Annotated in this window: 23 protein-coding genes and 1 other RNA gene; 11 read left to right on the forward strand and 13 right to left on the reverse strand. The window is 55.0% G+C overall.

Annotated elements, in window-relative coordinates:
- Positions 1 to 89: 89 nt before the first annotated feature.
- Positions 90 to 1,280 carry an MFS transporter gene (locus tag CLM71_RS10525; protein WP_039991721.1) on the reverse strand — a complete coding sequence of 397 codons (1,191 nt, stop codon included), beginning with the start codon at positions 1,278 to 1,280 and terminating at the stop codon, positions 90 to 92.
- Positions 1,281 to 1,367: 87 nt separating this feature from the next.
- Between CLM71_RS10525 and CLM71_RS10530 the strand changes: the two genes are divergently transcribed.
- Entirely contained in the window at positions 1,368 to 2,162 is a 795-nt protein-coding gene (locus CLM71_RS10530; protein WP_004958543.1) for a helix-turn-helix domain-containing protein, read from the forward strand.
- Between the two features lie 179 nt (positions 2,163 to 2,341).
- On the opposite strand, the gene CLM71_RS10535 is transcribed toward CLM71_RS10530, so the two are convergent.
- On the reverse strand, positions 2,342 to 3,088 hold the full coding sequence (locus tag CLM71_RS10535; protein ID WP_004958633.1) for an SDR family NAD(P)-dependent oxidoreductase: 747 nt from the start codon (positions 3,086 to 3,088) through the stop codon (positions 2,342 to 2,344).
- Between the two features lie 136 nt (positions 3,089 to 3,224).
- Between CLM71_RS10535 and CLM71_RS10540 the strand changes: the two genes are divergently transcribed.
- On the forward strand, positions 3,225 to 3,824 hold the full coding sequence (locus CLM71_RS10540; protein WP_102991033.1) for a TetR/AcrR family transcriptional regulator: 600 nt from the start codon (positions 3,225 to 3,227) through the stop codon (positions 3,822 to 3,824).
- A 16-nt stretch (positions 3,825 to 3,840) separates the two neighbouring features.
- The gene (locus CLM71_RS10545; RefSeq protein ID WP_004958640.1) at positions 3,841 to 4,233 is read left to right on the forward strand and encodes a VOC family protein; all 393 of its coding nucleotides are present in this window, start codon (positions 3,841 to 3,843) and stop codon (positions 4,231 to 4,233) included.
- A gap of 140 nt (positions 4,234 to 4,373) precedes the next feature.
- On the opposite strand, the gene CLM71_RS10550 is transcribed toward CLM71_RS10545, so the two are convergent.
- Entirely contained in the window at positions 4,374 to 5,324 is a 951-nt protein-coding gene (locus CLM71_RS10550) for an AraC family transcriptional regulator (RefSeq protein ID WP_004958642.1), read from the reverse strand.
- Between the two features lie 95 nt (positions 5,325 to 5,419).
- Between CLM71_RS10550 and CLM71_RS10555 the strand changes: the two genes are divergently transcribed.
- Genes CLM71_RS10555 through CLM71_RS10565 form a run of 3 tightly spaced genes read left to right on the forward strand, consistent with a single transcriptional unit; the run spans position 5,420 to position 7,565 of the window.
- The gene (locus tag CLM71_RS10555) at positions 5,420 to 6,163 is read left to right on the forward strand and encodes an SDR family NAD(P)-dependent oxidoreductase (protein WP_004958644.1); all 744 of its coding nucleotides are present in this window, start codon (positions 5,420 to 5,422) and stop codon (positions 6,161 to 6,163) included.
- A 17-nt stretch (positions 6,164 to 6,180) separates the two neighbouring features.
- Positions 6,181 to 6,585, forward strand: coding sequence for a VOC family protein (locus tag CLM71_RS10560; protein WP_004958648.1), 405 nt, complete (start codon positions 6,181 to 6,183; stop codon positions 6,583 to 6,585).
- On the forward strand, positions 6,582 to 7,565 hold the full coding sequence (locus CLM71_RS10565) for a trans-acting enoyl reductase family protein (protein ID WP_004958650.1): 984 nt from the start codon (positions 6,582 to 6,584) through the stop codon (positions 7,563 to 7,565). The genes CLM71_RS10560 and CLM71_RS10565 overlap by 4 nt, the downstream gene beginning before the upstream one ends.
- A gap of 98 nt (positions 7,566 to 7,663) precedes the next feature.
- Here the strand turns inward: CLM71_RS10565 and CLM71_RS10570 are convergent, their stop codons facing one another.
- Positions 7,664 to 8,155, reverse strand: a complete 492-nt coding sequence (locus CLM71_RS10570) for a nuclear transport factor 2 family protein (RefSeq protein ID WP_004958653.1) — start codon at positions 8,153 to 8,155, stop codon at positions 7,664 to 7,666.
- A gap of 209 nt (positions 8,156 to 8,364) precedes the next feature.
- On the reverse strand, positions 8,365 to 9,111 hold the full coding sequence (locus CLM71_RS10575; protein WP_004958655.1) for an SDR family NAD(P)-dependent oxidoreductase: 747 nt from the start codon (positions 9,109 to 9,111) through the stop codon (positions 8,365 to 8,367).
- Between the two features lie 870 nt (positions 9,112 to 9,981).
- Here CLM71_RS10575 and CLM71_RS10585 point away from each other — a divergent pair.
- Entirely contained in the window at positions 9,982 to 10,911 is a 930-nt protein-coding gene (locus CLM71_RS10585; RefSeq protein ID WP_105230964.1) for a LysR family transcriptional regulator, read from the forward strand.
- Positions 10,912 to 11,032: 121 nt separating this feature from the next.
- Positions 11,033 to 12,025, forward strand: a complete 993-nt coding sequence (locus CLM71_RS10590; RefSeq protein WP_105230965.1) for a zinc-dependent alcohol dehydrogenase family protein — start codon at positions 11,033 to 11,035, stop codon at positions 12,023 to 12,025.
- A gap of 153 nt (positions 12,026 to 12,178) precedes the next feature.
- Here the strand turns inward: CLM71_RS10590 and CLM71_RS10595 are convergent, their stop codons facing one another.
- The 3 genes from CLM71_RS10595 to CLM71_RS10605 all read right to left on the reverse strand — a co-directional run bounded on the left by CLM71_RS10595 (position 12,179) and on the right by CLM71_RS10605 (position 14,773).
- On the reverse strand, positions 12,179 to 12,571 hold the full coding sequence (locus CLM71_RS10595) for a helix-turn-helix domain-containing protein (RefSeq protein ID WP_105230966.1): 393 nt from the start codon (positions 12,569 to 12,571) through the stop codon (positions 12,179 to 12,181).
- A gap of 156 nt (positions 12,572 to 12,727) precedes the next feature.
- On the reverse strand, positions 12,728 to 13,774 hold the full coding sequence (locus CLM71_RS10600) for a 3-deoxy-7-phosphoheptulonate synthase (protein WP_105230967.1): 1,047 nt from the start codon (positions 13,772 to 13,774) through the stop codon (positions 12,728 to 12,730).
- Positions 13,775 to 13,951: 177 nt separating this feature from the next.
- The gene (locus tag CLM71_RS10605) at positions 13,952 to 14,773 is read right to left on the reverse strand and encodes a pyruvate, water dikinase regulatory protein (RefSeq protein WP_105233309.1); all 822 of its coding nucleotides are present in this window, start codon (positions 14,771 to 14,773) and stop codon (positions 13,952 to 13,954) included.
- A 629-nt stretch (positions 14,774 to 15,402) separates the two neighbouring features.
- Here CLM71_RS10605 and ppsA point away from each other — a divergent pair.
- Entirely contained in the window at positions 15,403 to 17,781 is a 2,379-nt protein-coding gene (gene ppsA / locus CLM71_RS10610; protein WP_105230968.1) for a phosphoenolpyruvate synthase, read from the forward strand.
- Between the two features lie 109 nt (positions 17,782 to 17,890).
- Here ppsA and rprA read toward each other — a convergent pair.
- The 4 genes from rprA to CLM71_RS10630 all read right to left on the reverse strand — a co-directional run bounded on the left by rprA (position 17,891) and on the right by CLM71_RS10630 (position 20,404).
- Positions 17,891 to 18,000: antisense sRNA RprA (rprA, locus tag CLM71_RS10615), an RNA gene on the reverse strand.
- Between the two features lie 254 nt (positions 18,001 to 18,254).
- A complete protein-coding gene (ydiK, locus tag CLM71_RS10620) occupies positions 18,255 to 19,355 on the reverse strand; it encodes an AI-2E family transporter YdiK (protein WP_105230969.1) in 1,101 nt (366 codons plus the stop codon).
- 267 nt (positions 19,356 to 19,622) lie between these two features.
- A complete protein-coding gene (locus tag CLM71_RS10625; protein WP_105230970.1) occupies positions 19,623 to 19,952 on the reverse strand; it encodes a DUF1493 family protein in 330 nt (109 codons plus the stop codon).
- Positions 19,946 to 20,404, reverse strand: coding sequence for an STM2901 family protein (locus tag CLM71_RS10630; protein ID WP_015672146.1), 459 nt, complete (start codon positions 20,402 to 20,404; stop codon positions 19,946 to 19,948). The genes CLM71_RS10625 and CLM71_RS10630 overlap by 7 nt, the downstream gene beginning before the upstream one ends.
- Positions 20,405 to 20,764: 360 nt before the next feature.
- Between CLM71_RS10630 and CLM71_RS10635 the strand changes: the two genes are divergently transcribed.
- The gene (locus tag CLM71_RS10635) at positions 20,765 to 23,821 is read left to right on the forward strand and encodes an FAD-binding and (Fe-S)-binding domain-containing protein (protein WP_105230971.1); all 3,057 of its coding nucleotides are present in this window, start codon (positions 20,765 to 20,767) and stop codon (positions 23,819 to 23,821) included.
- Positions 23,818 to 24,234, forward strand: coding sequence for a 1,4-dihydroxy-2-naphthoyl-CoA hydrolase (gene menI / locus CLM71_RS10640; protein WP_105230972.1), 417 nt, complete (start codon positions 23,818 to 23,820; stop codon positions 24,232 to 24,234). Before CLM71_RS10635 ends, menI begins: the two co-directional genes overlap by 4 nt.
- Before the next feature lie 43 nt (positions 24,235 to 24,277).
- Here the strand turns inward: menI and CLM71_RS10645 are convergent, their stop codons facing one another.
- Positions 24,278 to 24,682, reverse strand: a complete 405-nt coding sequence (locus CLM71_RS10645) for a hypothetical protein (protein ID WP_105230973.1) — start codon at positions 24,680 to 24,682, stop codon at positions 24,278 to 24,280.
- Between the last annotated feature and the right edge of the window lie 236 nt (positions 24,683 to 24,918).

The following is a 24,918-nucleotide window of genomic DNA, read 5'->3' on the forward strand; positions in this document are numbered from 1 at the left end:
CGCCTTAAGTAGCAGGAATATTTATCGGAACGATAATGGAGAGTATCCACAGCAGGAGAACAGAGCGCTCTCCTGCAGTGTCAGCAAATTCAGCCCGGCTGCTGTGCCGGTTCCAGGTGTGCATTTCGTCCGGCAGCCATTCCTGTGCAGGCACCAGCGACCGCGATTGCTGCGGTCATCAGTAATGGCAATGTCCAGCCTCCGGACAACTCCTGTACTTTGCCCAGCAACAGCGGACCCATCGCCGCCATCAGATAACCGACGCTCTGCGCCATGCCTGACAGCGCGGCGGCGTCACCGGCATTTTTGGTACGTAGCCCGATGAAGGTCAGGCCCAGCATCATACTGGCACCCGAGCCGAAGCCGAGAAGAGCAGCCCACAACATCGCCAGATTTGGCAGGTATAGGATGCCGATAAAGGACGCAGCGGTTAACAGGCTGACGCCGGCAGCGGCTGCTTTCTGATCGTTGAGGCGATGCAGCGTGGCCGCCAGAATCAGGCCGGGAATAGCTGTGGTCAGCTGAAGAATGCCGTGTACTTCACCGGCCTGGGCTGAGGAGAGTCCACTGTCCGTTAGAATGGCGGGTAGCCAGCCGACAGCAACATAAAACGGCATCGCATTCAGGCCCATAAACAAGGTGACCTGCCATGCCAGAGGCGAGCGCCAGACCGCGACGGTCGCCGCTTTTTTCTCACCCTCTCCTGGCAACTGATGCTTCATCTTTAACTGGGGCAACCATAAAAGCAACGCAAGCAGCGGTGCAATAACCAGCATGGCTAACGCGATGTTCCAGCCCCAGCCCTGCGTCAGAGGAATGACAATGGCTGAACCAATAGCACCAGCCGCGCCCATGGTGATGGAATATGCCCCCGTCACGGAAGCCACGTTGCCAGAAAAGTCACGTTTGATAAGGCCAGGCAGCAGGACATTGCCGAGGGCAATCCCGATACCTATCAATATGGTTCCGCCATAAAGCGCCCAGACACTGCCTGCGGAGCGAAGCAGGATGCCCGCTGAAATCACGGCCAAGGCACCAAAAAGGGTGCGTTCAAGACCGTACTTGTGTGAGATGGATGCGCTCAGCGGTGAAAAGGCGGCAAAGGCCAGCAAAGGCAGCGAGTTAAGCAACCCAACGGCAGTAATACTTAGCCCAAAATCATGGCGAATAGACTCTAAAACGGGTGCGATAGCGGTAAAAGGAACACGCAGGTTGATAGCTATAAAAAGGATGCCGGTCACAAGTATGATTGAAGACCACTTGTTCGTAGTGTGGGACATAAATTTTGCTTTCTCTGGTAAAAAGAAAGACTTTAAAGGACGCATGAGTTACAGAATATAGATAATCTGACAACATATAACTAAATCATGCCAGTTAATAAAAAACCGGTGACCTCACCGGATGAGTTTAATGCCGATGCTTTCAGTCAGGCTGCTATCGCGCTGCATGTATCATCGTCAGGCGAGTATGCAGGTCAGAGTCCGCACTCTCACCGTAAGGGACAACTTATTATCTCTTTGCGCGGTGCAGTGAGCTGTGAGGTTGAGGATGCGCTGTGGCTTGTTCCACCGGGACATGCTGTCTGGGTTCCGGGTAAAATTCCCCACAGTTGCCGGGTCACGAAGAATGCAGATACCTGCTTTTTGTTCATCGAACCCGGCGCGGCAGCGATGCCGGAAATCTGCTGTACCCTGGCGATGACTTCTCTGGTCCGCGAGCTTGTTCTGTATCTGGCAGAGCAGGGACAGGCTTATTCTCCTGACAGTAAAACTGCCAGGCTCGCAGCGGTGCTGCTGGAGCATATTCCGGATGTGCCGGTTGAAGCGCTCCATCTTCCCGTATCCGATCATCCTAAAATCCGGAATATGGCGGAGGCACTTTTTAATGAGCCTGATGATCGGCGAACGTTAAAGCAGTGGGCTGCACATCTGGTCACCAGCGAACGATCGCTGGCCAGGCTGATAAAAGAGGCGACAGGAATGAGCTTTGGTCGCTGGCGTCAACAACTGCATTTGATGATTGCCCTGAGCCATCTGGCTGAAGGTCAGTCCGTGCAGCGTGTAGCCGGAACGCTGGGATATGATTCGGTCAGCGCGTTTATTACGATGTTCAGAAAAGCGCTGGGTAAATCACCGACGCAATATTTTTCGTCTCTAAACTAATGCAAAACAACACAAACCGAATTTTTATAAAGAACGTCAACGTCCGCTGTTCGCTCTCAGCAGACCTTCAGCGTCACGTGTTTGTCTGCTGTGTGCCATAAGCGGACATCTGCGTTCTGGGCCAACACAAACGGGAGAGCGAGAGTAATTTTGTATTAAATGAACGTACCTGTCATCTGTCAGGTCTGAGAGGCACCCCCGTCTGCGAACAGCTCTATACCATTCACATAACTTGAGGCATCACTGGCCAGGAATGAAACTACAGAGGCTATTTCTTCCGGCTCTCCGATACGTCCCAACGGACTTTTAGCGGTGAGGAAGGCGATCCCCTCTTCGGCATTATCGCCAAATGCGGCTCTGAGAGACGCTGTATTCACAGGACCCGGGCTGACAATGTTTATGCGTATACCCGTCCCGTGCAGCTCTGTAATCCAGCTTCTCACCATGTTTCTGACTGCGGCTTTGGTCGCACCATAAATACTCATGGTGGGTCCCGGGTCTGCTGACGCCGTCGAACCAATGATAATCACGCTCGAACCCTTTCCAAGCAGGGGCATAGCCTGCTGAACAGTCAACACAACACCTTTAACATTTGTGGCAAACTGATCGTGGATCTGTTTTTCAGTGATTTCACCAAGCGGAGCATGGACCCCACCGCCGGCATTAGCGACAAGAATATCAATGTGGCCGAATTCCGTTTTAACCTGTTCATAAAGCGCATCAATACTAACCTTGCTGCTGACGTCAGCCACAATACCTTTTACATTTTTCCCCAGCGCCTTTACCGCCTCCTGAAGGGTTTGTGCATTCCGGCCAGTGATAATGACATCTGCGCCTTCGTCGCTCAGATCTTTCGCTATAGCCAGACCAATACCGCTTCCGCCACCAGTGATAACGGCGAACTTTCCCTTAAATGTCTGATTCATAATTGCACCTTGTGGCTTGTTGTAGTGGTCACTATATTCAACCTTGAACAGGCTGTCACTAACTGATTGTAGCGTTCACTACAAAAAAGTTTTAAGATGGCATTCAGAAATACTTCTGATGCAAGGGAAAAAACCTATGAGCGATACCGAAAAAACAATAAAAGCACCCAGGCGGATATTTGACAGAGAGTCTGGCGTGCAGACGGCTAAAGCGCTGTTTCATCAGCATGGTTATGATGCTGTAGGTATCACGGAACTGACAAAGACGCTGAACATAAATCCTCCCAGCCTTTACGCCGCTTACGGTAGTAAAGCAGGGCTGTTTGAACGCTGCCTGGATCTCTATGTTGCAGAAGGAAACCTGCCGGCTGACAAAATTCTGACTCCGGGCAGGCCGCTGGATGAGGCGGTTGCAGATCTTTTTATGACTGCTGCACGTTTATACGCCCGATCCCCGGTCCAGCGAGGCTGTCTTGTGGCTGAAGGTATGCGTGCCGACGATCCGCAGGCCCGGGAGCTGGCAAGTCGCTATGGTGAGGCAGGAATTCAGTTTATCAGAAATTATATCCGGCAGTATGAACCTGCACGGGCCCGCGAGCTTTCTGATTATGTCGTGACAACGCTGCGGGGCTTTTCTGCAGCCGCAGTAACGGGACTGTCAAAAGCCAGGTTAACTGCCGTGGCTCAGCTGGCCGGTCAGGCATTCAGCGCTCTCCTGGAGCCAAAAAATGTTTAACTAGGAAATAAAAGTTATGTCTGTTATCGACCATGTTGAAATTGCTGTAAAAAATGCTCAGGTATCGCTCAAATTCTTTGAAGCAGCTCTCGCTCCGCTGGGGTTCAGCCTGATTATTTCTGTGCCTCCGGAGCGTACTTTATCGGGAGGTGCCCGGTACGGGCTGGGCCCGGAGGGATATCCGAGGCTCTGGCTTCATGATAAAGACATAACTGGCGCTTCAACACATCTGGCTTTTGCTGCCAGTGAGCGGGACATAGTCGACGAATTCTGGCGTGCCGCTCTACAGGCAGGCGGTATAGACAATGGCGCGCCGGGAATTCGCGATCATTATCATTCACACTATTATGCGGCTTTCATCCTTGATCCTGACGGTAATAACATCGAAGTCGTCTGTCAGGAAGGATGAGTAAGAGTGCCGGCCGTCACTTTGCGAAATTGAACTACGTCTGAGTTACTGCGTGTTGGGTTTTCCTGGCTGCTACCCACGGAGTGAAATATCTTGAGGTGAGTTATTGCCTCGTTGCGACAGCAAAATTCACTGTCGCATTAAACGTGGTGATTCAGAGAGCTTTCTGCATCATCAGCGTCGTTCCGGAGACTTGCAGCGTCTTTTAAAGGAGAGCGGCCAAAGAAACGGGCGTACTCACGATTAAACTGGGGCACGCTGCGATAACCCACCTCCATGGCAACAGACGTGACGCTCTGCTGACGCGCCAGTAATTTGGTTCTGGCATGAAGAAGACGGACGCGCTTCTGATACTGGACCGGACTCATGTTTGTCACAGACTTAAAATGACGATGAAAGGCCGATACGCTCATGGCCTCCTGCCCGGCCAGTGATTCAACCACAAATTCATCAGCAAAATTATGTCTTATCCAGCGAATCGCATTACCTATCCGCGCCAGCATGGTTCCCGGTGAAGCAATATCCCTCAGCATCCAGCCATGTGGGCCTTTCAGAACATGATAAAGGATTTCACGTTCATACACCGGTGCGAGAGCAGGGATATCTTCAGGACTTTTCATCAGGCGAAGCATTCTTACCCAGGCATCCAGCAGTTCGGGCGTGACGGCAGCAACGGAAAAAGCACCCGACTGTGAATCAGCCTTCACGGGAGGTAAATCAGCCAGCAGTGTCGCAATCCGTTCCGGCGTCAGGGTCAGGCTGACCGCGAGATACGGCTCACCGGTTGCCTCGGGATGGACTTCGCCTACGGCTGGCAAATCTACTGACATAACAAAGTAAGAAGCAGGATTGTAGTTGAATACCCGGTCTCCCACCGTCATGGATTTACTGCCTCGCAATATGAGATTAACCATCGGCTCATAGACCGCAGCCAGTGCATGTGCGGGAACGTTACCCTGCACCATGGCCACACGGGGGATACCGGTTTCGGTTCGCCAGTTTCGGGCATGAGCGGCCAGAAGACGCAGCTCGTCAAGCAGGGGTTCCAGTATCAAAGTCAGCCTCCTCAGTATGATGATTAAAGCGAGCATAAAGCAGAAAAAGGCAAGAATCGAGCAGGAACGCAGAGGTTGACCTGTCCGGGAAGTTTTATCCTTTTTCTATCGCAGACAGAAAGGATGAAATCATGAAAATTGTACTGGTTACCGGCGGCAGTGGCGGGATCGGCGCCAGCGTGGCGCAACAGTGCGCGGCTAAAGGGATGGGGGTGATTGTGACTTATAACAGCCATCCTGAATCTGCCCTGAGGGTTGTGAAGGAGATTGAGGCTTCAGGCGGCCGTGCCGTTGCGCTGCATCTGGATGTGGCTCGCACCGAAACTTTCGGCACTTTCCGCGACGCCTTACTGGACATAGTGAGTGTCACCTGGGAACGTGAGCATATTGACGTGCTGGCCAACAACGCCGGGTTTGGGCTCTTCAACCCGATTGAAACGGTGACGGAGAGTGAGTTCGACAGTCTTTTTGCCGTACACCTGAAGGGCCCTTTTTTCCTGACCCAAAAGCTGCTGCCTCTGATTTGCGATGGAGGGCACATCATCAACGTTACCAGCGCCACCACGCGCGTGGCTACGGCAGGTGTTGCGCCCTACGCTGCCTTTAAAGGCGGCCTTGAAGTACTGACCCGCTATATGGCCAAAGAGTTCGGGCCGCGGCGCATCCGGGCAAACGCAGTCTCTCCGGGTGCAATCCGTACGCCGCTTGGCGGAGGACTGAATGATGAATTTGAGACTCTGCTCGCCTCACAGACCGCGCTGGAACGCGTGGGAGAGCCGGATGATGTCGGCCGGGTTATCGCAGGCCTGGTCTCTGATGACAGCGTCTGGATTAACGCACAATCCATCGAGGTTGCCGGCGGCTACCAAATCTGAATCCTTCCGGAGGTTTTATGCTCGATCATCTGTTTTTAACGGTCAGCGATACAGACCGTTCTGTCCGTTTCTATACGGAAGTGCTTGCCCCTCTCGGCATCACGGTTCGTCATGATTATGACGGAAAAGAGGGGCCGCCCGGCCACCCGGATTTGAAAGGGTTCGGTGCTCAGGGCCGGATCTTTTTCTGGCTACGCGAAGGAACTGTTGCGCCAGCTGCTGTACATGTCGGGTTTGTCGCGCGAAATCAGACAATGGTGAATGAAGCCTATGCTTCAGCCATGCGTGCCGGCGCGTCTGACAATGGCGCACCCGGTGCCCGGCTTCACTACGATCCCCGCTACTACGCCGCCGGCGTTTTCGACCCCGATGGCTACAGCCTGGAATTTGTTTATAAAGAATGGCAGCACCCTCAACCATGAAAACATTACTGATTTATGGCGCCACCGGTTACACGGGACGCATGACCGCCGCGCAGGCTAAAAGTGCCGGCCTGAATATTATTATTGCCGGCAGAAACAGGCAGCGACTGGCCGCACTTGCCGGTGAACTTGACGTCAGTATGCGGGTATTCGGCCTGGAGGACGCTGCTGAAACCGCGCTGCAGCTGGCAGGCGTCGACATTGTGCTGAACTGCGCCGGGCCGTTTACTGCTACGGCAGAACCGCTGATGAAAGCCTGTATAGACCAGAGTATTCATTACCTTGATATCACAGCGGAAATTAACATTTACAGGCTGGCTGAGTCACTGGGAGAAAGAGCGGCGCGGGCCGGGAGTATGCTACTGCCGGGCGTGGGCTGGGACGTGGTACCTACCGACTGCCTGGCCGTTCGCCTTGCACGACATGTACCGGAACCACGACGGTTGCGTATAGCATTACAGGTGGCCGGAACGATGTCCCGGGGGTCTGCCGTCAGCGCAGGCGAAATAATCGCAGCCGGCCTGCTGGAACGTGTTAACGGTATTCTGATGACGAAAGAGGATGCGCAGCCCGGCTGGTTTGATTTTGGTGAAGGCCCTGTGGCCTGTGCGCCGCTTTCCTTTGGCGATCTGGTGACGGCATGGCATTCAACCGGTATTCCGAATATTGAGATGTTTGTGCATGTAACAGGGGATGCCTTTCCGCAGGGTGATTTGTCCCTGCTTCCTGAAGGACCCGGGCAGGATGAACGCGATGCAAATCGCGCACGCGCTGTTGCTGAGGTCACCGGGGCTGACGGGAGGGTCCACCGGGCTGTGATCGGGACGGTTAACGGATATTCCTATACGCCGCTTGCGGCCACAGAGGCTGCGAGGCGTGTCCTGAACGGTGACAGTTTTCCCGGTTTTCAGACACCGGCGATCGTTTTCGGTAGTGAGTTTGCGCTGAGTATTCCGGGTACGTGGCTCCAACTGTCCTGACTTTATTAATAAGCTGCACCGGTCAGCATTGAGCTGGCCGGTGCCCCGCATTGCCGTTCTGGCACTGATGGCTGACGGGTATAAAAAAGTGAAGTCTACTACGCTCTCTCAGTCTGCGAACTGTCGATAGGCGTGCCCACATGAAACTGAAGTGCACCCATCAAACGGGGAACCACGTTGCGCGATGTAAACCGCCACTGGCCGTCGTGTTTTTCAAAACTGTCGTAATACCGTCCTGTGCATACGGGCTGCAAAGGAAACCCCTCCAGTTCCTGATGCACGGTGAAATAGCTGACGCAGGTAGCTGAATTACCGGAAGGTGAAACATCTATCAGCACATTAGAAACGTTATGCCACGTCCGGGGAGTTCCGTCCTTATGACGCTGAACGCCACGGTTAAGAAACTGCTCAACCTCTTCACTACCATGAGCCATATCACTAAGAACAATAAATTCAGCATGTTTAAACAATTCGGCATTCTCAGCAAATTTCCCGTCATCCAGGTTGTGGGCATAGGTAGCGAGTAACCGCTGAATTTCTAACTCATCGAAATAATGCTGTTCATTTTCTGCACGAACGGAATTAATCATAATTTGAACTCCTAAGGTCAGGGTTGAAATGGATCCGCCACGCACCAACTAGGCGAACCACATTAAATATTGCCGTTGAAAATCAGCGCAACAGGTCCACTGCCGACAGGAAGCATCTGTGCCGGACCAAATCGTGGCAGCAGGGCCGGTTCCCGCAGAAGGGAGGACTGCTATGTTGCCCAAAAATATTCCTTCTCCAGTAACAACAGTCAGATCTGAGATGCGCCGCCATCGGCAAAAATTTCCGCGCCGTTGATATAACTGGCATCATCACTGGCGAGGAAGATAACAGCTTTTGCTATTTCTTCTGTCTGGCCGATGCGGCCAATCGGGCTGCGGTCACGCAAAGACTGCAGGATGGCGTCAACGGGATCAGGAAGGAAATCGTGTAAGGATTGAGTATCCACCGGTCCGGGGCTGAGGATATTAATGCGAACGCCAGCACCTTTTATGTCCACAATCCAGCTGCGTACCATTGCACGTAAAGCAGCCTTGGTGCCTCCATAAACACTGAGGCCCTGACCGGGATTAATGGATGCCGTTGAGCCCGTGATAATAATGCTGCTTCCTGGTTTCATAAGTGGTAATGCTTTCTGAACGGTAAACGTGACACCCCTTACGTTCGTTGTGAACTGACGATCGAACTTCTCCGGGGTAATCTGCCCGAGGGGTTCAAATTCGCCCATGCCGGCATTTGCTATCAGAATGTCAATGCGACCAAACCGGGACAATATTTGCTTATAAAAATTATCCAGTTCGGAGAGGCTGGATACATTCACCTGAAACTGACTCGCATCCGGTCCAAGAGTACTGAGTGCAGATTCAAGTTTATTCTTGTCCCGCCCGGTAATGATCACAGTTGCACCGAGTGCTGCTAATTCCTGTGCGATCCCAAGCCCAATGCCAGATGATGCGCCGGTCACAACCGCGATTTTGTTCTGAAAAGAGTGAGTCACTGTGTATTCTCCTCATTGCCGTGAGTTAGGTGTATAGTGATCACTACACGTAAAAGTAAAACACTGCAAGTTAAAAAATTAACATAAATTAAAAAAATATTTTATATCAATAATATGGATATATAACTTTATGCTGATAATTTTAGTGATTACTACAAAAATGGATTCAGGAAGCAAATTGAAATAAGAAAACAGGTTGCGATGAACTGCATTTGATCGCGAAGCATTAGTCGCAATTGCACAGGCACACTTTCATGAACATGGCTATGACGCTGTCAGAATTGCTGACCTGAAGCGGGCGCTGAATATCAAGCCGACGGATATCAAGGTACACACCTGACTATTCATCGATAATCATGAGGGTCCATACAAGACAACGGTCAAACGTGACGTAAAACAGTCCAAATCCGGTAAAACCATTCAGACGTGCCGAAATCATCAGGAGCTTTTTTCAGGATTCTTGCCGGAGTAAAGGTAGCAGAAACGGCTATCTCGCCTCAAAATGACGCTAAGGCGCTCTGCAGGGGGCCGCCCAAGGAATTTTATGTCTAATGTGGCATAACTACCCTATCGCCATGATTTTGACGTCCGCTTCTCGCTCACAGCGGACCTTCAGCTCCGTTAGCTTGCCCGCTTACGGCTGCCTGGTGCCGAAGCGCGAAGCACTACAGGTCGGAAGCAGAGGTATACTTGGGTCACTTTGCTCTTGTCTGTCTCGTGGATCGGTTCTGAAGGATATAGGTTAGAATTCACGTAGTGGGATCAACGATTAATTTCTTGCCGACATAAGAGTTCGGATGCCGCGGTAGGTCAATCTGAATGATAAAACGGCTCGGTTCGGTCGGTAGATGAGGGTGCTCCGGTAGTGATATGCGTTCTAACATAATTGAATATATTAGCATTTTTATACAGGTCGTTGAGCAGGGCAGCTTCACCAAAGCTGCTGATATTCTGCAGCTGCACCGCCCCGCAGTGAGTAAAGCGATACAGCAGCTCGAGGACGAACTTGGCGTAAAACTCATACATCGTACCACCCGCAAGCTGAGTATTACGGCGAAAGGGGACGAGTTTTATCAGCATGCCAAACACGTTCTGGCTGAAGTCGATGGCATGATGGCCAACTTTTCATCAACCTTACCACCGCGTGGGCGGCTCAAGCTTGATGTTCCGCTGGCGCTGGCCCATACCATCCTTATTCCCCACCTGACGCAGTTCAAGTCGTTATATCCCGATATTGACGTGGTGCTGGTTTCATCGGATAAAAAAAACGATCTGATCGCCGAAGGCGTGGACTGTGTGGTACGCCTGGGGGAATTGCAGGATTCAAGCTTTATCTCCAGACGTCTCGGGGATATCAGGATGGCCACCTGCGCCGCTCCCTCCTATTTGCAGAGGTATGGGAGGCCGGCAACACTGGCAGAACTGGAACAGCACCGGGCAGTTAACTTCTTCAGCGAACACAGTCGTGACGTGATGGAGTGGAAGTTTATCGAGAATGGGGAGGTGGTTTCACTGCGCCCTGCCAGCAGCATGCTGGTCGATAACTCCGATATTCTGTTGTCCTGCGCCCTGGCCGGTCTGGGGATCATCCAGGCCTCCAGTGATGCCCTTGCCCCGCATATCGCCTCCGGTAAGCTTGAAGAAATCCTGACGCAGTATCCCTCCGTTGCCAAACCCGTGTCGGTGATGTATCCGGACCGGCGCTATCTTTCCCCTCAGGTGCGCGTCTTTATCGACTGGTTCAGCGAGGTTTTTGCCGGCAGATCGGCTGAAACCGACAGATTGTTACTGAATGAATAACACTGAAGTTCCTCAGCGGCTATTTTTACCCGGGTGACAACCACGTAGATTGTTCGCAGATTAATCGAGTACACCTTTCACGCTATCGATAAGGTATACCGCTAACTGACGAGGTCTATATATGTCTAAAGTTGTCACGTTTAACCGCACCGGCGGTCCGGAAGTTCTTGAGGTTGTTGATGTAGAGGTGCCGGCGCCTGCCGCAGGGGAAGTCCAAATCCGCGTACATGCAATTGGCCTCAATCGTGCTGAAATTATGTACCGAAATGGTCAGTATGTGACTGCCCCCGAATTCCCGGCACGTCTGGGTTATGAAGCGGCTGGCGTGGTTGAGGTTGTCGGTGAGAATGTCGAAGGGTTCGCCAAAGGGGATGTGGTCAGCGTGATCCCTGCATTCATGTTTAACGAATATGGTATGTACGGTGAGCGTGTTAACGCGCCGCTACACGCGGTGGTGAAACATCCTGGCAATTTGTCTTTCGAAGAAGCGGCCGCAAGCTGGATGATGTTCGTCACGGCTTATGGCGCACTGGTTGAATACGGTAACCTGCAGGCCGGGCAGAATGTTATTATCCGCGCAGCATCAAGCAGCGTTGGCCTGGCAGCTATTCAGATCGCGAACATGTTGGGGGCCAAACCTGTTGCCCTGACCCGAACCAGCGAAAAACGCGACATGCTTCTGCAAGCAGGGGCGGCCGCTGTGATCGCGACTGCGGAGCAGGATATGGTCGCTGAAATCAACCGGGCGACACATGGCGAAGGTGTGCACATTGTTTTTGATCCTGTTGGTGGCCCGGACGTGGCAAAGTTGACTCAAATCATGGCACCACAAGGTATGTACTTCCAGTACGGTGCGCTCGACAGCCGTGACATGCTGGTGCCTGTATTCGATATTCTCGGTAAACATCTCACGCTACGCGGCTATGAGCTGTTCGAAATCACCACCGACGCGGAAAAAATGGAGCGAGCGAAAACCTTCGTTTCAGAAGGTTTGCGTTCTGGCAAACTGAAACCGGTCATCGATAAAACCTTCAGGCTTGAAGATATCGCAGATGCGCATCGCTATATGGAAGCAAACGGTCAGGTCGGTAAAATAATCGTGACCGTGGGATAAAACCGCTCTCCCACGCTTTTATAAGCGCAATTGCAGGGGCGCGTGAACGGCTCCTGCAATTGCCGGTCATTGAGGCGACAGAGAAGTGCCGGGCGTTTACGGCCATTCAGGTTACCCGCGACTGACAGACATCGTGTGCGGGTGATAACCGGTTTAGGCGGCCTGCGGCAGCTGCTCATGCAGCGGCGGCGTCAGCGTGACCGTGACCGGCAGCGCCGGCGAGCTGCGCAGCTCGGACGGGGTGAAGCCGAAGCGCTTTTTAAACATATAGCAAAAGTGCGACTGCGAGCCGAAGCCAAAATCGATGGCGATATCAAACAGGCTCTGCTCGGAAAAGCGCAGCTTGCGCAGCGCACCCATCAGCCGGCGTTCGCGGATGTAACGTCCCAGCGAATAGCCGGAAATCTCCTTAAAAACCTTCTGCATATACCATAACGAATAGCCGGAGTAGGCGGCGAGTTCGGGTAACTGAATGGCCCGGCCAAGGTGGTTTTCTATCCAACGGCTGAGCTCCACGACAAGTGTTATATGAAGTTGTTCGGTCATGTCGGCTGTCAAGGCTGATTGAAACAGCCTGCAGTATGCCTTAAACCTGCGTCGGGGATTTATCGTAAAAATGGGGTTGGGGTAAAAACATTGGCGAACAGACGGAGCATGATGCGTTGCGGGCAGGCCGGGGCGGTAACCCCGGCCGGGAATCTGTCAGAAGCGGGTGTCCACCGCGTCCGCCAGCATCGCCAGCAGCTGTTCGCTGTCTGACCAGCTGAGGCACGGGTCGGTGATGGACTGGCCGTAGGTCAGCGGCTGTCCGGCGACGATTTTCTGCGTGCCTTCCACCAGGAAACTTTCCGCCATGACGCCGGCGACGGCGGAGGAGCCGGCGCGGATCTGCTGGCAGACGTTCTCCGCCACGTCCAGCTGGCGGCGGTGCAGCTTCTGGCAGTTGCCGTGGCTGAAATCGATCACCAGGTGCTCCGGCAGGTCGAACTCGCGCAGGCTGTCGCAGGCGGCGACGATATCCGTAGCGTGGTAGTTCGGCGTTTTGCCGCCGCGCATAATGATATGGCCGTACGGGTTGCCGCTGGTCTGGTAAATGGTCATCTGGCCGTTTTTATCTGGCGAGAGGAACATATGACCGGCGCGCGAGGCGCGGATGGCGTCGATGGCGATACGGGTATTGCCGTCGGTGCCGTTTTTGAAGCCGACCGGGCAGGAGAGCGCCGAGGCCATCTCACGGTGGATCTGGCTTTCGGTGGTGCGCGCGCCGATGGCGCCCCAGCTGATCAGATCGGCAATATACTGGCCGATCACCATATCGAGAAATTCGGTGGCGGTCGGCAGGCCGAGCTGGTTGACGTCCAGCAGCAGCTTGCGCGCCATTTCAATGCCGCGGTTGACCTGGTAGCTGCCGTCCAGCGCCGGATCGGAGATCAGGCCTTTCCAGCCCACCACGGTGCGCGGTTTCTCGAAGTAGGTGCGCATCACGATTTCCAGCCGGTCCTGATAGCGTTCGCGCAGGGCGTTCAGGCGGCCGGCGTAGTCCAGCGCGGCGTCGAGGTCGTGAATCGAGCAGGGGCCGATCACCACCAGCAGGCGTTTATCCTCGCCTGACAGGATCCGTTCAATACGTTTACGTGACGCTGTCATGTTATCGGCAACCGCCGCAGAAATCGGCAGCTTGTCCGCCAGCGCTTGCGGCGTAACCAGGCTGTCGATGCGCGCGGTCCGCAGTTCATCTGTTTTGTGCATGACGTTCTCTGAATCTGTTTCTTCTCTACGGCAGGAGTACCGGGAAGTGATGACGATCACAATAACGCAAAAGCGGCTGATTTCAACCGTACAAAACGAGATTTATTGACCTGAGGCGGTAAAAAATGGCGTTGCATACCGTCACGCCGCCCGTGCGGCGTGACAAATGCGGGGCGATCAGAACATGCGGCGGCTCATGCCGAGAATATCGAGGATTTTGGTGGATATTTCCTCTACCGAATAGTTGGTGCTGTTCAGATAGCGGATCTGATTTTTGCGGAACAGCGCCTCCACTTCGGCAATCTCCATGCGGCACTGGCGCAGCGAGGCGTAGCGGCTGTTTTCCCGCCGCTCTTCGCGAATAGCGGCCAGGCGCTCCGGGTCGATGGTCAGGCCGAACAGCTTGTGCTGGAACGGCTTCAGCGCTGCCGGCAGCTGCAGGTTATCCATATCGTCGGCGATAAACGGGTAGTTGGCGGCGCGGATGCCGAACTGCATCGCCAGGTAGAGGCTGGTGGGGGTTTTGCCACAGCGGGAGACGCCCAACAGGATCACCTGCGCCTGATCGAGATTGCGCAGCGAGATGCCGTCGTCGTGCGCCAGGGTGTAGTCGATGGCGGCGATGCGCGCGTCGTATTTGCCCAGGTTGCTGGCGGTCAGCCCGTGGGTACGGTTCGGCACCGGCGTCGGGTCGACGTTCAGCTCCTGCTGCAGCGGGCCGACCAGCGCCTGTACGATATCCTGACAAAAGCCCTCGCTCTGCACGATCACCTGACGCACTTCCGGCGAAATAATCGAATAAAACACCAGCGGGCGTTCGCCGGTCTGCTGGTAAATATCGTTGATTTGCTGGCAGACGGCGCGCGCGCGCGCCTCGGTTTCGACAAAGGGGAGCGAATAGGTGGTCGCCGTGACCGGGAACTGCGACAGCACCGCATGGCCTAATACCTCTGCGGTAATGGCGGTGCCGTCCGAAATATAGAAAACGCTTCTTTCCACCCGTGACTCCTTAATTGAGAAACAGTAATCCTGCTGCTGCGGCAATGGGTCTGCCTGAAGGTTAAGCATAATGGGCTCCAGATGATTCAGCGGTAAAGAGGCTAACAAAAAAAGTGTGACGGCAAGAGACGCTTGCTCAGGGAATGGGCAGAGACGGGGCAAAATAGGAATAATCGGCTGCCATCGTTGCCTGAAACACTTTTTCTTTTTTTATGAAATATCAATTCCGGCGTTGAGGGGGGGACTGACGCGGAAAATGGCGCTTTGGCGCGCCGGCGGGCGGCTTTTTTCAATTTAAAGTTTAAATATTATGTAATTTATTGAAATAAAAAGCGGTTAGCTAAAAAGGGAACGATACCATCATAAAAGTTTCATTTAGGTAATACTCTTAAAATCCATTTTCTTCATTGGGTTGAACGATTCACCTTTCCATTTCTCATGGATGATTGTGCTAGTCTGATTGCGCTCAAACCAACGAGCAGTTAACGCAATTGAAGTAGGCTGCGCTCAGGCACCAATAAGCGATGAGCAACGCGAATAACCGGCCCGGCATACGCCGGGCCGGTGCTCAGCCGATGCGCAGCCTAAAGTCCGTCTATACCCTACTGATAGCAATAAGGATTGTCTCGATGCCCAACAATGGCCCAGACTTGCGTAATGTGCTTTGGTATAACCAGCTTGGCATGAACGACGTTGACCGCGTTGGCGGCAAGAATGCCTCGCTCGGTGAAATGATCACCAATCTTTCCGATCTGGGCGTGGCCGTGCCAAACGGTTTTGCCACCACCGCACAGGCGTTTAACGATTTCCTGGAACAAAGCGGCGTTAACCAACGCATTTACCAGCTGCTGGATCACACCGACGTTGATGACGTCACGCAGCTGGCGCAGGCCGGCGCGCAGATCCGCCAATGGATTATTGATACGCCGTTCCACCCGGAATTTGAGCGCGAAATCACCCTGGCTTACCAGCAGCTGGCCGACGGCGAACCGGAGGCCTCGTTTGCCGTCCGTTCGTCCGCCACCGCTGAAGATATGCCGGACGCCTCGTTTGCCGGCCAGCAGGAAACCTTCCTTAACGTGCAGGGCATCGACGCCGTGATGGTGGCGATTAAACACGTGTTCGCCTCGCTGTTTAATGACCGCGCCATCTCCTACCGCGTGCATCAGGGCTACGATCACCGCGGCGTGGCGCTGTCCGCCGGCGTACAGCGCATGGTGCGTTCGGATCTGGCCTCTTCCGGCGTGATGTTCACCATCGATACCGAATCCGGTTTTGATCAGGTGGTGTTTATTACTTCCGCTTTCGGTCTGGGCGAAATGGTGGTGCAGGGGGCGGTCAACCCGGATGAGTTCTACGTGCACAAACCGACGCTGCAGAACAACAAGCCGGCGATTGTGCGCCGCAACCTCGGTTCGAAGAAAATCCGCATGGTGTACGCGCCGTCGCAGGATCACGGCAAGCAGGTGCAGATTGAAGACGTGCCGGAGGCGCAGCGCAATCGTTTCTCGCTGAGTGATGACGAGGTGCAGGCGTTGGCGCATCAGGCGATGCTGATTGAAAAACATTACGGCCGCCCGATGGATATCGAGTGGGCCAAAGACGGCCATACCGGCAAGCTGCTGATTGTGCAGGCGCGTCCGGAAACCGTGCGCTCCAACGGCCAGGTGATGGAACGCTATCAGTTGAACGGCAGCGGCAACGTGCTGGTGGAAGGGCGCGCGATCGGCCACCGCATCGGCGCCGGCCCGGTGAAAGTGATCCACGATATCAGCGAAATGGATCGCATTCTGCCGGGCGACGTGCTGGTCACCGACATGACCGACCCGGACTGGGAGCCGATCATGAAAAAGGCGGCGGCGATCGTTACCAACCGCGGCGGCCGCACCTGCCACGCGGCGATCATCGCGCGTGAGCTGGGCATCCCGGCGGTGGTTGGCTGTGGCCACGCCACCGACCTGCTGAAAGACGGCCAGAAGGTCACCGTTTCCTGCGCCGAAGGCGACACCGGCTACGTCTATCAGGACGAGCTGGACTTCAGCGTGCAGAGCTCCGAAGTCAACGAACTGCCGTCGCTGCCGCTGAAAATCATGATGAACGTCGGCAACCCGGATCGGGCGTTCGACTTCGCCTGCCTGCCGAACGAAGGCGTCGGCCTGGCGCGTCTGGAGTTTATCATCAACCGCATGATTGGCGTGCACCCGCGCGCGCTGCTGGAATTTGACCAGCAGACGCCGGAACTGCAGGCGGAAATCCGCGGCATGATGCAGGGCTACGACGATCCGGTCGAGTTTTACGTGGGCCGGCTGGTGGAAGGCATCGCGACGCTGGGCGCCGCGTTCTGGCCGAAGCGGGTGATCGTGCGTCTGTCCGACTTCAAATCCAACGAGTACGCCAACCTGGTCGGCGGCGATAAATACGAACCGCACGAGGAGAACCCGATGCTGGGCTTCCGCGGCGCGGGTCGCTATGTTTCCGACAGCTTCCGCGACTGCTTTGCGCTGGAGTGCGAAGCGGTGAAACGCGTACGCAACGTGATGGGGCTGACCAACGTTGAAATCATGGTGCCGTTCGTGCGTACCGTGGCGCAGGCGGAAGCGGTGGTGGCCGAACTGGCGCAGCAGGGGCTGAAGCGCGGTGAAAATGGTCTGAAAGTGATCATGATGTGCGAAATCCCGTCCAACGCCCTGTTGGCGGATCAGTTCCTGGAGCACTTCGACGGTTTCTCCATCGGTTCCAACGATATGACGCAGCTGGCCCTGGGCCTGGACCGCGATTCCGGCGTGGTATCGGAACTGTTTGATGAGCGCAACGAAGCGGTGAAAGCGCTGCTGGCGATGGCGATTCAGGCGGCCAAGCGCCACGGCAAGTATGTCGGCATCTGCGGACAGGGGCCTTCCGACCATGAGGATTTTGCCGAGTGGTTAATGGAGCAGGGCATTGACAGCCTGTCGCTGAACCCGGATACCGTGGTGCAGACCTGGATTAATTTGGCGCAACAAAAATAAGCCGTTTTAATTAAATTAAGATTAATGCCATAGCCGCAACAATGTTGCGGCTATTTTATTTCTGAATGTAACTTGGTAATGAGGGAAAATAAGCGGGGAGAAAAATAGAATAAAAAAAAGCCCATCTAAGAAGACGGGCAAAGACTACACACAGCAATTCATATGTATGGCATTACATTGTTCGGAAACTTGCTTGGCTTCAGCGAGTTAAAGCAAGATATGGCAATAATACTAGGCACTTAGCGCGTTTTAGTCATTAAGAATTGTCCTAATAATTGCAATTTAAACCATTAAATGATTATTTCCCCTCGTATTTACAGAAAATAGAACATGTATCCTTACGGCATGTTTATTAACGCGCCATTTGGCATGACGAAATAGATTTTATATTAATGCGAATTGTCGTGCGGCGGGGAATGCTGTTAATTGTATTGTGTGAACGCGCCTGCCCATTGCGGGCAGGCGGGATTAAATTACATCTCTTCCAAATCCTTGGCGACTTCTTCCAGATCGGCGGTCGGCTCCGGTGTTTCATTCATCCAGGCGGTGAGCAGGCGGTAGGAGACGGCCAGCACTACCGGACCGATGAACAGCCCGATCATGCCGAAGGCCAGCAGGCCGCCGATGACGCCGGACAGGATCAGCACCATCGGCAAATCGGCGCCCATGCGGATCAGCACTGGCCGCAGGAAGTTGTCCAGCGTGCCGACCACGCAGCTCCATACCAGCAGCACGGTGCCCCAGGTGGTGTCGCCGCTCCAGTAAAGCCAGATAATGGCGGGCACCAGCACCGGTAACGGCCCGAGCTGCGCGACGCAGAAGATGAACATCAGCACCGCCAGCAGCACCGCCGCCGGAATGCCGGCGACCGCCAGCCCGATGCCGCCCAGCACCGACTGCACCAGCGCGGTGACCACCACGCCCAGAGCCACGGCGCGGATCGCCTGGCCGCCCAGTAGCACGGCGGCGTCGCCGCGTTCGGCGCCGAGGCGTACGGCAAAGTGGCGGATGCCCAGCGCCACCTGTTCGCCGCGGGCGTACAGCAGCGCGCTGAACAGCACCATCAGCGAACAGTGCATCAGGAAGCGGCCGATATGCGCCGCCTGCGAGGCGAACCAGGTCGCGGTACGGCCGAAGTAGGGCTGAACCTTGGCGATCAGCGCGCCGCCACCGCTTTGAATCAGCGTATGGTAGCTGTCATACAGTTTGTCGCCGATCATCGGCACCGCGTGCAGCCAGGCCAGATCGGGAATATGCACTTTACCCGGCGTGCTGGCCCAGGCGACCAGCGGCGCGCTGTTGTCCACCACGCTGTTCACCAGCAGCGCAATCGGCATCACGAACAGCAGCACCAGCAGCAGCGTCATCGCCAGCACCGCCAGCGAACGCCGTCCCCAGAGCAGCTTCTGCAGTTTTAGCAGCACCGGCCAGGTGGCGATCACCACCATGCCGGCCCAGGCAAAGCCGAGTATGAAGGGCTGCACCACCCAAAAGCAGGCGATGATCATAATGGCAATAAACAGCACGCCAAAAATTAGCCTTGGTAAATCGTAACGAGGTTGTGGGAGTGTCATGAAGGGCTCTCATCCTATGGTTTGCAGTACCCGCCCGCCAGCGATTGGCGGGGGATAAATTCCGTTGTTCCCGTTAATCATGATGCATTTTGGCTAAATTTCACAGTGTGACAGGTAATTAATACTGATGGATGGGGGCGAGCGCGCCGGCGGATACGGTTTGTCCTGCCTGCTGGGGTGGCGTAGTAAGAATGACAAAAACAGAAAGGGTTGTCAGTCCGCATGGAGCAGGCAACAAATCCCGGCCATAGGCCGGACGTGGAGACTTCATTTATACAGCCAGCGGCCAGCCTTGGCGGATTCGATGAGCATATTAATGGTAAAATCAGGGACTATAGGGATATCCCTCTTCTTGAACGGATTTAACAGTTCGCGCAGCGGCGGATCCGCTGGGTAGTAGGTTTCTAGGGCAAAACTCCCCCTCTCAACGCCAAATTGTTCAAAAAACTCGTTCATCAATGCTTCCGCTTCATCGTCTTCCAGTTGTAGATCCGTGTCCAGGTCAGTGTCTGGGGTGAGCGTTTTTTCCTTAAACAGATAGACACCATCATGTTTGCGGACCAACGCATAAATCTGTTCTTCGATTTCATCTACCATAACTTGTCGGCGCCTCTCGCTATCATGTTGTATTTAGTTACAGTTTTGAACGAAATTTCGGTTACATCCTTGGCAAGAATTATCCACCCGACAACAGGCACTGCTCTGCCAGTAAAGGTACCTATCTTTGCTGTCATTCGGAATTTCATGGTACTTGGAGGGTAACCGCCAATTATCGATGGAAGTTTGATTCCCCATGGAAAGGTAGCCAGACCAAATATTCGCCTTGCTCCTCGGGAAGCATAGGAGGTGTCTTTAATAGTTCCTGCAGGTTTGGCCCTTGTTTTGGAGATATTACGTCCTGAATAAATCGCGACAATAGCTGCAAAGTCATCGATGCCTAATTGGTTGGCCGTTTCTTCACAGAAAATGATGAAAAACAACTCGCTGGCACTTAAATTGTATCTTCCTGCGTAGAAGTAAGTCCCACCTGACTCTTCAATAGTATCCATACTCACATCCTCAACGACATTTGTTCGTAACATAACCAATAGGGGGGGCGGTTTCAATGTGTTGAAATGGAGAGACGATACATTGGGTGATTGAGTCTGATAAAGCACCGTGCATTTTCACTCTGGTTGTCATCCAATACCCGCGTTACTTGGTGGGGGAAAATGTGCCGGACCAACAATGAATATGGTTACGGCAAGGCAGCCGTTTGCTTAAAGGTGGTCAGCTCTGCTTGTTTTTCCCCGGTATCCATTTCAATATGTCATCTATAGCGATAACAAAAATTTAGGGCAGGCCTGCGACGGGCCTGATTCAGCGTTTATCAGCGCATCAAAATGAGACGGACAGGGTCTACAAAAGCAATGATCCCACAAATAGCTCAGGCGCCCGGGTTGGTTCAGCGGGTGCTGGATTTTTTGGAAGCGTTAAAGCACAACGGATTCAACGGCGATATCGCCACCAGCTATGCCGATCGCCTGACGATGGCGACCGATAACAGCATTTACCAACTGCTGCCGGAGGCGGTGCTGTTTCCGCGCTCCACCGCCGATGTGGCGCTGATTGCGCGGCTGGCCGGCGAGGAACGTTTCAATACGCTGACTTTCAGCCCGCGCGGCGGCGGCACCGGCACCAACGGCCAGTCGCTCAACAGCGGTATCGTGGTGGATATGTCGCGCCATATGAACCGCATTCTGGACATCAATCTGGAGCAGGGCTGGGTGCGGGTCGAGGCCGGGGTCATCAAAGATCAGCTCAATCAGTACCTGAAGCCGTTCGGCTACTTCTTTTCACCGGAACTCTCCACCAGCAACCGTGCCACGCTGGGCGGCATGATCAATACCGACGCCTCCGGGCAGGGCTCGCTGGTGTACGGCAAAACCTCCGATCACGTACTGGGTCTGCGCGCGGTGCTGCTGGGCGGCGATATGATCGACACCCGCGCCATGCCGACGGCGCTGGCGGAAACGATTGCCCAGGAAGAAACCTCCGAAGGGCGCATTTACCACACCGTGCTGAACCGCTGCCGCGACCAGCGCGCGCTGATTCTGGAAAAATTCCCTCAGCTCAACCGCTTCCTGACCGGCTATGATTTGCGCCACGTGCTGAGCGACGATCTGCAGACCTTCGATCTGACGCGCATTCTGACCGGCGCCGAAGGCACGCTGGCGTTTATCACCGAAGCGCGGCTGGACATTACGCCGCTGCCCAAGGTGCGCCGGCTGGTGAACGTCAAGTACGATTCGTTTGATTCGGCGTTGCGCAATGCGCCGTTTATGGTGGAGGCCAAGGCGCTGTCGGTGGAGACCATCGACTCCAAGGTGCTGAATTTGGCGCGGGAAGATATTGTCTGGCATTCGGTCAGTGAGCTGATCGCCGACGTGCCGGATAAGGAGATGTTGGGGCTGAATATCGTCGAGTTTGCCGGCGATGATGAAGCGTTGATTGAACAGCAGCTGGACGACTTGTGCCAGCGTCTGGACTCGCTGATGGCGGAGCGGCAGGCCGGCGTGATTGGCTACCAGGTGTGCGGCGATCTGGCTGGCATCGAGCGGATCTACGGCATGCGTAAAAAGGCGGTCGGGCTGTTGGGCAACGCCAAAGGGCAGGCCAAGCCGATCCCGTTCGCGGAAGATACCTGCGTGCCGCCGCAGCACCTGGCGGACTATATCGCCGAGTTCCGCCAGTTGCTCGACGGACACAACCTGAGCTACGGCATGTTCGGCCATGTTGACGCCGGGGTGCTGCATGTGCGTCCGGCGCTGGATATGTGCGATCCGCAGCAGGAGATGCTGATGAAGCAGATCTCCGACGACGTGGTGGCGCTCACCGCCAAATACGGCGGCCTGCTGTGGGGCGAACACGGCAAGGGCTTCCGCGCCGAATACAGCCCGGCGTTCTTCGGTGAGACGCTGTATGACGAGCTGCGCCGCATCAAGGCGGCGTTCGACCCGGACAATCGCCTTAACCCCGGCAAAATCTGTCCGCCGCTCGGCGTCGATGCGCCGATGATGAAGGTGGACGCGGTAAAACGCGGCACGCTGGATCGCCGCATTCCGATCGCCGTACGTAGTTCCTTCCGCGGCGCCATGGAGTGCAACGGCAACGGCCTGTGCTTCAATTTTGACGCGCGCAGCCCGATGTGTCCGTCGATGAAAATCACCGGCAGCCGCATTCATTCGCCGAAAGGGCGCGCCGCGCTGGTGCGCGAATGGCTGCGCCTGCTCAGCGAGCAGGGCGTCGACCCGCTGCAGCTGGAGCAACAGCTGCCGCAGCAGCGTATGAGCTTCCGTAATCTGATCGAAAAAACGCGCAACAGCTGGTACGCCGATAAGGGCGAGTATGACTTCTCGCACGAGGTGAAAGAAGCGATGTCCGGCTGCCTGGCCTGTAAGGCCTGCTCAACCCAGTGCCCGATCAAGATTGACGTGCCGGGATTCCGCTCGCGTTTCCTGCAGCTGTACCACACGCGCTATCTGCGTCCCGCCAGTGACTACGTGGTGGCCGGCGTGGAGAGCTATGCGCCGCTGATGGCCAAGGCGCCGAAGGTGTTCAACTTCTTCCTGAAGCAGCCGTGGCTGCGCGATTTGAACCGCAACGCCATCGGCATGGTCGATGTGCCGCTGCTCTCCAGCCCGACGCTGCGTCAGCAGCTGTCCGGCCATCAGGCGATCAATATGACGCTTGAACAGCTGGAGGCGCTGCCGCATGCCGCGCGCGAGCAGTATGTGCTGATCGTGCAGGATCCGTTCACCAGCTACTATGACGCCGTGGTGGTGGCGGACTTTGTCCGGCTGGTGGAAAAACTCGGCTACCGGCCGGTGCTGCTGCCGTTCTCACCAAACGGCAAGGCGCAGCATGTGAAGGGCTTCCTGACGCGCTTTGCCAAAACGGCGCGCAAGACCGCCGATTTCCTTAACCGCGTCGCCCGGCTGGGGATGCCGATGGTCGGGGTCGATCCGGCCTTGGTGCTGTGCTACCGCGATGAATACCAGGAGATCCTCGGCGAGACGCGCGGCGATTTCCGCGTACAGCTGGTGCATGAATGGCTGCAGGCGTTGCTGGCGGAGCGGGCAGAACAGCCGGCCACCGGCGAAGCCTGGTATCTGTTCGGCCACTGTACCGAAACCACCGCGCTGCCGGCCAGCAGCCAGCAGTGGGCGTCGATCTTCGCCCGCTTCGGCGCCAAACTGGAAAGCGTCAGCGTAGGCTGCTGCGGCATGGCCGGCACCTATGGTCATGAAAGCAAGAACCTGCAAAATTCGCTCGGGATTTATGAGTTATCATGGCATCAGGCGCTGCGGCGGTTGCCGCGTCAACGTTGCCTGGCCACCGGCTATTCCTGCCGCAGCCAGGTCAAACGGATTGAGGGCAACGGCGTGCGGCATCCATTACAGGCGCTGCTGGAGATGATTGCGTGAAGCTGTGGAAACGAGAGACAACGCTGGAACAGTTAAACCGTTCCGGAGAGGGCTGCATGGTGGGGCATGTGGGGATTGAATTTACCCAAATCGGCGACGATTTTCTGGAAGCCACCATGCCGGTAGACTCGCGCACCACGCAGCCTTTTGGCTTGCTGCACGGCGGCGCGTCGGTGGTGCTGGCGGAGTCGATGGGGTCGATGGCCGGCTACCTGTGCACCACCGGCGACCAGCAGGTGGTGGGGGTGGAGATCAACGCCAACCATCTGCGGCCGGCGTTTGACGGCCGGGTGCGCGGCGTCTGCCGGGCGCTGCACGCCGGACGGCGCAATCAGGTCTGGCAGATCGAGATTTTCGACAAGCGGGATAAGCTGTGCTGCATCTCCCGCCTGACCACGGCGGTGATTGAGTAACACACTGAGGCCCGGCGTCCGCGCCGGGCCTTATTCTTTGCCCTTACAGCTGAAAGGGCACGCGTTTGACGAAGTCCTTTTGATAGGCGTTAGCCTTTTCCCAGGTTCCCTCCATGGCGTATTTCTGACAGATCAGCGTCAGGGTGTGGCGCGCAAAATGGTAGCTCTGTACCCGAAACAGCTGACAGCGCTGCGGATTGTTGATCTCGACGATCAGCCGGTTATGCAGCTTGCTGAGGGCGTGCAGATAGCTGTCGTCGTCGCCGTTCTCCAGGCACAGATTGGCCATATTCAGGCAGACGCCGTTGTAACGCTTCAGGTGATCGACGTTGCACGTCGGCCGCTTGAGCGCCGCCTCCGCCATATAGAAATCCACCGTGGCGTCGCGGATACTGAATTTGTACTCATCAATCTTGCCCAGCAGCCATGCATTCATCGAAATGTTCATTTGCCCACGCCTGATAAAGTAAATGATAATCATTATCATATTTGCAGCCGCTGCGGCGATCAATCATCACGGCGAAATTTTTTTTCCTGCTTCGGTATTCAGAGCGTAGCGATCCATTTGCCCGCTAACGACTAAACTTTAACCTATAAGGAAAATTCACCGCCGGTGTGACGGCGGCGACGTTTTAGCGCGCAAGGGCATTTTTAAACCAGACAGCATGGCAGAAATAGGTATTT

It is taken from the genome of Serratia sp. MYb239 (genome assembly GCF_002966855.1).
Taxonomy (GTDB): domain Bacteria; phylum Pseudomonadota; class Gammaproteobacteria; order Enterobacterales; family Enterobacteriaceae; genus Serratia_B; species Serratia_B rhizosphaerae.

Coding starts and splice junctions, on each gene's coding strand:
- CLM71_RS10525 (WP_039991721.1), bottom strand. CDS start 1,280: ATGTCCCACACTACGAACAAGTGGTCTTCAATCATACTTGTGACCGGC.
- CLM71_RS10530 (WP_004958543.1), top strand. CDS start 1,368: ATGCCAGTTAATAAAAAACCGGTGACCTCACCGGATGAGTTTAATGCC.
- CLM71_RS10535 (WP_004958633.1), bottom strand. CDS start 3,088: ATGAATCAGACATTTAAGGGAAAGTTCGCCGTTATCACTGGTGGCGGA.
- CLM71_RS10540 (WP_102991033.1), top strand. CDS start 3,225: ATGAGCGATACCGAAAAAACAATAAAAGCACCCAGGCGGATATTTGAC.
- CLM71_RS10545 (WP_004958640.1), top strand. CDS start 3,841: ATGTCTGTTATCGACCATGTTGAAATTGCTGTAAAAAATGCTCAGGTA.
- CLM71_RS10550 (WP_004958642.1), bottom strand. CDS start 5,324: ATGCTCGCTTTAATCATCATACTGAGGAGGCTGACTTTGATACTGGAA.
- CLM71_RS10555 (WP_004958644.1), top strand. CDS start 5,420: ATGAAAATTGTACTGGTTACCGGCGGCAGTGGCGGGATCGGCGCCAGC.
- CLM71_RS10560 (WP_004958648.1), top strand. CDS start 6,181: ATGCTCGATCATCTGTTTTTAACGGTCAGCGATACAGACCGTTCTGTC.
- CLM71_RS10565 (WP_004958650.1), top strand. CDS start 6,582: ATGAAAACATTACTGATTTATGGCGCCACCGGTTACACGGGACGCATG.
- CLM71_RS10570 (WP_004958653.1), bottom strand. CDS start 8,155: ATGATTAATTCCGTTCGTGCAGAAAATGAACAGCATTATTTCGATGAG.
- CLM71_RS10585 (WP_105230964.1), top strand. CDS start 9,982: ATGCGTTCTAACATAATTGAATATATTAGCATTTTTATACAGGTCGTT.
- CLM71_RS10590 (WP_105230965.1), top strand. CDS start 11,033: ATGTCTAAAGTTGTCACGTTTAACCGCACCGGCGGTCCGGAAGTTCTT.
- CLM71_RS10595 (WP_105230966.1), bottom strand. CDS start 12,571: ATGACCGAACAACTTCATATAACACTTGTCGTGGAGCTCAGCCGTTGG.
- CLM71_RS10600 (WP_105230967.1), bottom strand. CDS start 13,774: ATGCACAAAACAGATGAACTGCGGACCGCGCGCATCGACAGCCTGGTT.
- ppsA (WP_105230968.1), top strand. CDS start 15,403: ATGCCCAACAATGGCCCAGACTTGCGTAATGTGCTTTGGTATAACCAG.
- ydiK (WP_105230969.1), bottom strand. CDS start 19,355: ATGACACTCCCACAACCTCGTTACGATTTACCAAGGCTAATTTTTGGC.
- CLM71_RS10625 (WP_105230970.1), bottom strand. CDS start 19,952: ATGGTAGATGAAATCGAAGAACAGATTTATGCGTTGGTCCGCAAACAT.
- CLM71_RS10630 (WP_015672146.1), bottom strand. CDS start 20,404: ATGGATACTATTGAAGAGTCAGGTGGGACTTACTTCTACGCAGGAAGA.
- CLM71_RS10635 (WP_105230971.1), top strand. CDS start 20,765: ATGATCCCACAAATAGCTCAGGCGCCCGGGTTGGTTCAGCGGGTGCTG.
- CLM71_RS10645 (WP_105230973.1), bottom strand. CDS start 24,682: ATGAACATTTCGATGAATGCATGGCTGCTGGGCAAGATTGATGAGTAC.